The organism is Synechococcus sp. R55.8, from assembly GCF_047461895.1.
GTDB lineage: Bacteria > Cyanobacteriota > Cyanobacteriia > Thermostichales > Thermostichaceae > Thermostichus.
In genome coordinates, this window is the sequence record NZ_JANSIB010000105.1 from 1 (window position 1) to 8,290 (window position 8,290).

8 protein-coding genes are annotated in these 8,290 nt (G+C 61.2%); 7 read left to right on the top strand and 1 reads right to left on the bottom strand.

Features of this window, described 5'->3' with window-relative positions; all coding sequences use genetic code 11:
• The first annotated feature begins 531 nt into the window (after positions 1-531).
• The 3 genes from NW829_RS10440 to NW829_RS10450 all read left to right on the top strand — a co-directional run bounded on the left by NW829_RS10440 (position 532) and on the right by NW829_RS10450 (position 3,839).
• On the top strand, positions 532-1,104 hold the full coding sequence (locus NW829_RS10440) for a phycobiliprotein lyase (protein ID WP_041436880.1): 573 nt from the start codon (positions 532-534) through the stop codon (positions 1,102-1,104).
• Positions 1,105-1,139: 35 nt separating this feature from the next.
• Positions 1,140-1,829 carry a hydrogenase nickel incorporation protein HypB gene (hypB, locus tag NW829_RS10445; RefSeq protein ID WP_414329170.1) on the top strand — a complete coding sequence of 230 codons (690 nt, stop codon included), beginning with the start codon at positions 1,140-1,142 and terminating at the stop codon, positions 1,827-1,829.
• Positions 1,830-1,952: 123 nt separating this feature from the next.
• Positions 1,953-3,839: an AAA family ATPase gene (locus NW829_RS10450; protein WP_011434384.1), complete on the top strand. Its 1,887-nt coding sequence runs from the start codon at positions 1,953-1,955 to the stop codon at positions 3,837-3,839.
• 61 nt (positions 3,840-3,900) lie between these two features.
• On the opposite strand, the gene glcD is transcribed toward NW829_RS10450, so the two are convergent.
• Positions 3,901-5,412, bottom strand: a complete 1,512-nt coding sequence (gene glcD, locus NW829_RS10455; RefSeq protein ID WP_414407415.1) for a glycolate oxidase subunit GlcD — start codon at positions 5,410-5,412, stop codon at positions 3,901-3,903.
• Positions 5,413-5,494: 82 nt separating this feature from the next.
• On the opposite strand from glcD, the gene NW829_RS10460 reads away from it, so the two are divergent.
• The 4 genes from NW829_RS10460 to NW829_RS10475 form a co-directional block, all read left to right on the top strand.
• Positions 5,495-6,727: a class I SAM-dependent methyltransferase gene (locus NW829_RS10460; protein WP_414413497.1), complete on the top strand. Its 1,233-nt coding sequence runs from the start codon at positions 5,495-5,497 to the stop codon at positions 6,725-6,727.
• Positions 6,728-6,855: 128 nt separating this feature from the next.
• Complete coding sequence (gene rpmI, locus NW829_RS10465; RefSeq protein WP_011434387.1) at positions 6,856-7,056, top strand: 50S ribosomal protein L35; 201 nt, start codon at positions 6,856-6,858, stop codon at positions 7,054-7,056.
• 133 nt (positions 7,057-7,189) lie between these two features.
• On the top strand, positions 7,190-7,546 hold the full coding sequence (gene rplT, locus NW829_RS10470; RefSeq protein ID WP_011434388.1) for a 50S ribosomal protein L20: 357 nt from the start codon (positions 7,190-7,192) through the stop codon (positions 7,544-7,546).
• Between the two features lie 79 nt (positions 7,547-7,625).
• Positions 7,626-8,290 (top strand): transporter substrate-binding domain-containing protein (locus NW829_RS10475; protein ID WP_414417030.1); only part of this gene is annotated, 665 nt, incomplete at its 3' end.

Here is an 8,290-nt window from a genome sequence, read left to right on the forward strand (position 1 = left end):
GCGGTCGGGCATTCCTGCCCCACGCCACTTGTCTGGGTCTACAACCCCCGACAGACCGACTGAACAGGCAGTTTCCCTTCCCCAGCCTCCCTGGCTACTGCCAGCTCGCAAAACAAGTCTAATCCACAGGGAACGGTGCATCGGCAGACAGGATGGACTCCTGCACCCAGGAACCCCTGTCCACCGGCCAAGAGCAAGATGCTATCCACTCGTTGATTTCCGGCAAAGTGTAGTTGTATACGTCCCGGCCAATCTCCAGCCACGCCAACAGCAAGGCCTCCGTCCCGCTGACGCGAGCGGCTTGTTGGGAGGCATCTGGATCAATCCGGTGCTTGTAGGTTACACCAGCATAAGTAGGTTTTACTACAGATTTCGCTCAGAGGTATGGCGGGGATCCCTGTATCCCGGTGCTCACCCTGCGGGTAGAGCGCAGGACTGATTGCCCCCGCACCACCGTTAGCTAAATCGTTGAGTTGCTCTGCAAGCTAAGATCGGCAAACCCTGTTCCATCGATGAGGATCCGCGTCGGCCATGATGACCGTAATGGAGTTTTTTGCCCTCAGTGCTGGGGAGTGGATGTGCCAACGCACCAGCCATCACTTGGCTTTTCGCCGCTCTGAGGGTGGGAGGTCGCGGCTACAAATTGCCACCCTTGCGGCAACCGATCCAGCAGTCATCCGGGTTTGCGAGTTGTTCAGGGTGGATCCCCGACGAGCTGTGGGAGCAGCGCGGGTGCGGTGGGATGGCGAGCAGGAGTGGGACAACGAAGAGTACAAGGGAGACGTGGTGCTGGTACCTATCCCCGATGAGACCGATCCCATGCGCGGGCAGTTGCTGCGGGATCAGGGCTACGCTGAGAAAGTACCGGTGGCCGGTACCTATGTCATGGGATCCGATGGCGCCCTTACCCTTTACACCCAGTATGAGATGACTGAGTCGGAAGAGCGCATTTGGTTTGCCAGCCCCAACTTGCGCCTGCGGGCCAGCACTGTCAAGCGGTTCGGTGGCTTCAGCATGGCTTCTTTCTGCTCCGAGGTGCGTAAACTCTCCGTCGGCCCTTCTCCCACCCCTACGGTGGCCGAATCCAGCTCTTTCCGCAGCTAGAGCGTTTTCTCCTCAACCGCAACACGGGTTGTGCCATGCACCAAGTCTTGGATCTGGGGATTAACCTGCTCCACGCCAATCAACACCAGGCCGACCACAACCGGGAGCATTTTGATGCCTGGGGAGTAACCTGTCTGAACCTCATGAGCGCGCCGGGGGCGGGTAAGACGTCTTTGCTGGAGAAAACCGTGGCCGCTCTTGCCGGCTCGCTGCGCCTGGCGGTGATCGAGGGAGACATGACGACCCAACTGGACGCGGAGCGGCTGCGTCGCTACGGGATCCCGGTGATTGCCATCAACACGGGGCGGGCCTGTCATTTGGATGCGGCCATGGTGGCCGGGGGCTTGCAGCAATTGGAAGCACTGCTGGATCCCCAACAACTGGATTTGCTGCTGGTGGAAAATGTCGGCAACTTGGTCTGCCCGGCGGAGTTTGAGGTGGGGGAACACGCCAAGGTAGCCCTGCTCAGCGTCACAGAAGGGGAAGACAAGCCTCTCAAGTACCCAATCATGTTTCGAGAGGCGGATTGTCTGCTGATCACCAAAGTGGATCTGGTTCCTGTGTTGGAGGTGGATTTGGATCGGATCCAGGCCAATATCCGCGAGATCAACCCTTCTGTGCCGATTTTTTGTCTTTCTGCCAAGACGGGTGACGGGCTGGAGCCCTGGCTGGGCTGGATCCGAGAGCAGATTCTCCTTGCCCAACACCGACGGCAGCCGCAGTGAAGGGTATCATACTGAGCATCTAGCCGTGGAACTCTCCTCACCTGAGCTGGCCAGGCAGGGGATGAGTTAGCACCTCTGGCGGGTCAATTTGCAGATAACTTGTGTGGATGGAAAATCCCGGCTATGGCCAATTTAAGTGACTTTGTACAGGGCATTGAGCAGTTGATCGAGCTGGCTCAGAAGCTGGACGAGAAAAAGCAAAGTGGAGAGCTGCGAACCGAAGTCCGCATCCAGGCCCGTCCTCTGGGCAGTTCTATTCCCCCTTCCGGCTCCATCCCCCGCCGCCGCAGCCCTGCCCAAACGGGGGATCCCCCCTGGAGCAGCGAGCCCCAAGTGATGTCTGCGGTTCGCTTCCAGGAACCGTCCAAGGCCGCTGTGCCCGACCCGCCAGCAACTTCTGCCGACCGCCCAGAGTCTTGGGCTGGGCCACGCCTCAAGGATGTGGGGGGACTGAGGGAACAGCTCCAAGCGCTGCGGGAGATGGTGGAGATCCCCCTCAAGCGGCCCGATCTGCTGGCCAAGCTGGGGTTGGATCCGCCCCGCGGCGTGTTGTTGGTAGGCCCCCCCGGCACCGGCAAAACCCTGACGGCCCGCGCCCTGGCCGAGAGCCTGGGGGTGAACTACATCGCCATTGTCGGCCCGGAGCTGATCGGCAAGTACTACGGCGAGGCGGAGGCGCGCCTGCGGCAACTGTTTGAAAAGGCAGCCAAATCGGCTCCCTGTCTGGTGTTTATTGACGAAATCGATGCCCTAGTGCCCAACCGCGCCACTGTCGAGGGGGAGGTGGAAAAACGCCTGGTGGCCCAGATGCTGGGGCTGATGGACGGGTTTGTGGCCCAAAAGGGGATCGTGGTGCTGGCAGCCACCAACCGGCCCGAGGCTCTGGATCCGGCTCTGCGGCGACCGGGGCGCTTTGATCGGGAGGTGATCTTCAAGGTGCCGGACCGGGAGGGGCGGCGGGAGATCCTGGCCATCCACACCCGCGGCATGCCCTTGGCGGAGGATGTGGATCTGGACAGCCTGGCGGATCAGACGCTGGGCTTTGTGGGGGCAGATCTGCGGGGCCTGTGCCAGGCAGCAGCCTATGCGGCTTTGCGGCGGCAGGTGCCCGATTTGGGATCCCCCATCCCCGAGTCCCTGACGGTAACCGCAGCGGATTTTCAACAGGCTCTGCAACAGGTGAAGCCGGCGGTGCTGCGCTCGGTGGAGATCGAATCCCCGCAGGTGAGCTGGGATCAAATTGGCGGCCTGGAGCACGCCAAGCAGATTTTGCAAGAGGCCATCGAGGGATCCCTGCTGCACCCTGAGTTGTACGAGCAGGCTCAGGCCCAAGCGCCCAAGGGCATCCTCCTCAGCGGCCCCCCTGGCACTGGCAAAACCCTGTTGGCCAAAGCCATCGCTTCCCAGGCCAAGGCTAACTTCATTGCCGTCTCCGGCCCGGAGCTCTTGAGCAAATGGGTGGGATCCTCCGAGCAGGCGGTACGGGAACTTTTTGCCCGCGCCCGCCAATGCGCCCCCTGTGTCATCTTCATCGACGAGATCGACACCCTCGCCCCGGCGCGGGGAAGCTACTCCGGGGATAGTGGGGTCAGCGACCGCGTTCTGGGGCAGCTGCTGGCAGAGCTGGACGGGATCCGCCCCAGCCAGGGGGTGTTGGTGGTGGCCGCCACCAACCGCAAAGCCAGCTTGGATCCCGCCCTCACCCGGGCCGGCAGGTTGGAGCTGCACCTGAGCGTGGAGCTGCCGGATCGCAGCGGGCGACGGGAAATTTTGGCCGTTCACAACCGCAAGCGTCCCCTGGGGCCTGATGTGGACTTACAGGGGTGGGCCGAGCAGACCGAAGGTTGGAGTGGTGCCGACCTGGCCCTGCTCAGCAACCGCGCCGCCATTGCCGCCATCCGCCGCCACCGCGCCACTTCCGAGACGGTGGATGCCAAAACCCTGGTCATCCAACAGGAAGACTTCTGTCGAGCCTTTGCCGAGCTGCAGCAGCAACGCCAAGCCGGCTGATCCCAGCCTGAGGGCTATTCCCATCACGCCAGCGGTTCGGAGCACCTTCAAACTTTCAAAATCAAAAGACTGGGATCCCTTGCCATTCTGGTTGGCTGTGGGCGTGGGCTGACTCACCGCAGGTGCGGGGGGTGGGAAAGATCTTGCCGGGGTTGGCGATGTGCTGGGGGTCGAACACCTGCCGCACCCATTGCATGCTCTCCAGATCCGCAGGCGTAAACATTTCCGGCATGTAGCAGCGTTTGTCTGCCCCGATGCCATGTTCGCCGGAGATGCTGCCCCCCAAGCGCACGCAGAGCTTGAGGATTTCGCCCCCCAGTTTCTCCACCTGCTCCAGGGATCCCGGCACCGACTCGTCGTAGAGGATCAAGGGGTGCAGATTGCCGTCGCCAGCGTGAAACACATTGGCCACCGGATAACCGTACTCACGGCTGAGGCGCTCGATTTCCTTCAAGACAAAGGCTAGCTGGCTGCGGGGGATCACCCCATCCTGAACATAGTAGTTGGGGCTGAGCTTGCCCATGGCGGCAAATGCTGCCTTACGTCCTTTCCACACCCGCGCCCGCTCTTCCGGGTCGGATGCGACTTGCACCTGTCGCGCCCCATTTTTGAAGCACAGCGCCCTCACCTGTTGGCTGGCTTCTTCCACCTCCAGTTCCAGCCCATCCACCTCCACCAACAAAATGGCCGCCGCATCCCGCGGATAGTAGCCCAACTGCACCACATCCTCCACGGCATTGATGCTGAAGTTGTCCATGATCTCCAGGCCGGCGGGGATGATCCCGGCAGCAATGATGTCGGAGACGGTGGATCCCGCCGCTTCCACACTGTCAAAGTCTGCCAGCAAAACCTGCACTTGAGCCGGGGCCTTGAGCAAGCGCAGGGTAATCTCGGTGGCAATGCCCAGGGTGCCCTCGGATCCCACAAACAGCCCCACCCAGTCGTAGCCGGGCATCTCCGGGATCTTGCCTCCCCAGCACACCACCTCCCCATCCGGCAGCACCACCGTCAGGCCGAGAATGTGGTTGGCCGTTACGCCGTACTTGAGGCAGTGGACACCGCCGGAGTTCTCCGCCACATTACCTCCGATGGAGCAAACCGACTGGCTAGAGGGATCCGGCGCATAAAAGTAGCCTTGGGCGGCCACGGCCTGGGTAATCCAAGTGTTAATAACGCCCGGCTGCACCACCATGCAGCGGTTGTCCAGGTCGATTTCCAGGATCTGCTTCATCAGGGTGGTGGCGATGACGACGCTATTTTCCACCGGCAGGGCTCCCCCTGAGAGGCCCGTACCGGATCCCCGCGCCACGAAGGGCACCTGGTAGCGGCTGCACAGCTTCACCACCTGCGCTACCTCTTCTGTTGTGCGGGGCAGCACCACCAGCGCCGGCCTTTGCCGGTAGCTGACCAGCCCATCGCATTCGTAAACCAGCAGCTCCTCCGGCTTGCTGATCACCCGCTGGGGATCCAGAATCTTTTTGAGCTCAGCCGTCAGCCTGATCCAGTCGAAGGTGAGGCCGGTTTGCAGAGGATGAGAAGAAGTTTTTGCGCTGGCAGTGCGAAGCACTTTCATAACAGTAGGCTCAGCAGGAGTTTGGGAGGGGGATATTGTCACTATAGTCTTGCTGGTAACCGAGCCAGCCAACAGATAGTCCATGCAGCCCAACTCCCCCAGCGCCGAACAAATCCTCAACCAAGTGCGGCAGCTCTACGAGCTCTACCCCTTCCCCCCGCAGCCCATCGGCACTGTTCCCCCGCCAGGGTGGAATTGGCGCTGGAGTTGGCCCCAGGCCCATGCCTTTTGTACGGGATCCCATCCGGGTCGGCGCAAGGTGCGCATTCTGGATGCGGGCTGTGGCTCGGGAGTGGGAACAGAATACATTGCCCACCAAAACCCCAACGCAGAAATTTGGGCCTTTGATCTGAGCAGCCGCGCCCTGGAGATTGCCGAGGCCCGTTGTCGGGCTTCCCAGGCACCGCCGGTGCAGTTTCGCCAGCTCAACGTCTACGACATCGACCAGCTGCCGGGGCAGTTTGACTTCATCAACTGCGTGGGCGTGCTCCACCACCTGCCCGATCCGCTAGCGGGGCTGCAGGCTTTGGCCGGCAAATTGGCTCCCGGCGGGCTCTTGCACCTGTTTGTGTATGGTGAGCTGGGCCGCCACGAAATCCGCCTCATGCAAAAGGCCATCCGCCTGCTGGTAACGGGTTCTGAACACCAGACCCTTGCCTCGGCGGAGCAATTGCAGAGGGGTCTCCAGGTGGGCCGCCGCCTTTTCGAGATCTTGCCGGAAACCAACCGCATCCAGCAGCAAGAACGGGCCCGCTGGGCCATCGAGAACGTGGACGACGAATGCTTCGCCGATATGTACCTGCACCCCCAGGAAGTGGACTACACCATCGAGACTCTGTTTGAATTAATCCGGGCTTCCGGACTGCAGTTTCTGCGCTTTTCCAACCCGGAGTTTTGGCGGCTGGAACGGGTGTTGGGCCAGGACGAGGCCCTGCTGGCTCAGGCGGCTCAGCTGCCGGAACCGGAACGCTATCGCCTGATCGAGCTGCTGGATCCGGTGGTAGCCCACTACGAGCTGTTTCTCGGCAAGCCCCCCATCCGCTGCTGGGAATGGACAAGCCCAGAAAGTGTAGCATCGGCCATCGCCCACCTCAGCCCCTGTCTGGGCCTGTGGCCGGGGCGGAGCATTTTCAACTATGCTTACGAAGCCATCTCCCTGAGCGAAGAAGCCTTCGCCTTTCTCCAACAGGTGGACGGGATCCGCACCGTCCAAGAGATCCAGGCTGGCCTAGAGTGCCCCCTGAGCTTTGAGCAACTGCAACGCTTGCTGCGCTGGCAAGTGCTGCTGCTGGAGCCTCAAAACTCAGTCTCCTGAGAGTTTCTCGACCCCTTTCCCTTGCCTCAGCGGGACGAACCTTGGCATTTGCCCTCTTGTTCTTCTATGGCTTATCCTAGAAAGCTGTGACCTTTAGCTCTGGCCCCGCATATTCTGGGGTTGTCATCATGCCCAAAATCAAAACCCGCAAGGCAGCAGCCAAGCGCTTCCGCCTGACCGGCAGCGGCAAGTTTATGCGTCGCAGGGCCGGGCACAACCACTTGCTGGAGCACAAAACCAGCAAGCGCAAACGCAAATTGGCCGGTGTGGCCCTGGTGGACAAGCGGGATGTGGTCAATGTGCGCCTGATGTTGCCCAACACCCACTAGCCGGGATCCCGCTCGCGCCGGCAAGAAGATTTCAGGGGCTGGCATTGGCGACAGCAGTTCCGATCCCGTTAGCAGGACGGAGTGCTTCTACCCTTCAGTTTGAGTTTGTTCAAGTTCCTATTGAGTTACTGCCATGAGAGTCAAACGGGGCAATGTCGCCCGCAAGCGCCGCAAAAAGATCCTCAAGCTGGCCAAAGGCTTTCGGGGAGCTGGTTCAAAGCTGTTCCGCACCGCCAACCAGCAGGTGATGAAGGCTTTGCGCAGCGCCTACCGGGATCGCCGCCGCAAGAAGCGGGATTTTCGTCGCCTATGGATTACCCGCATCAACGCGGCCACCCGTGCCCAGGGCCTGCGTTACCACGAGTTCATCGATGGTCTCAAAAAAGCCAATATCCAGCTCAACCGCAAAATGTTGGCCCGCTTGGCTTTCCTGGATCCAGAGGCCTTTACCCAGGTGGTGGAGGCAGCGCGCCAGTCTCGCGCCTCCTGAGGAGGTTCCGACGGCTATCCAGAAGTCCTTCCTGGCAGCCATTCTGGCCCTCGCCTGCCTGGGGAGAGGGATCCCTACTGTGGCTCGTCCTTGGCCGGAGATTGTGGATTCTGGACGGCTGCGCGTTGCCGTAAAAGACAACTTGAGGCCGCTGGGGTTTCGCACTCCCCAAGGGGATCTGCAGGGGTTTGAGATCGAGCTGGCTTGTGAGCTGGGATCCCGGCTGTTGGGCTCGGCAGAGGCTGTGGAGTTGGTGCCGGTCTCGAATGTAGAGCGGCTGCAGGTGCTGGCTGACGGCCAGGTGGATTTGGCCATTGCTCAGATCGGCATTACCCCGGATCGGGCGCGCCAGGTGGAGTTCACTTCTGCTTACTATCAGGATGGCCCCAGCTTGGTTGTGGCTCGTTCCCACAACTGGGAAAGCTGGTCGGACTTGCGGGGCGGTCGCGTTGCAGTCTTGCGCGGTTCCAGCGCCATTCCCCTGCTGAATCGATACCTGCCAGGGGTGGAGTTGGTGCCTGTCGATTCCTACCGAGAAGGGGCGGAACTGCTCCTGAAAGGGGCGGTGCAGGGGTGGGCAGCAGATCGCTCGGTGCTGGCAGGGTGGCTAGCAGAGCATCCCCGTCGCGAAAGCGCTGCGGAGCAACAGTTTCAATTTCTGGGATCCCCCTTGGCAACGGTGTGGCTGGGCATTGCCATGCCCAAGGGGCTGCAGCACGCCGAATTGCGGCTGCGGGTGCGCCG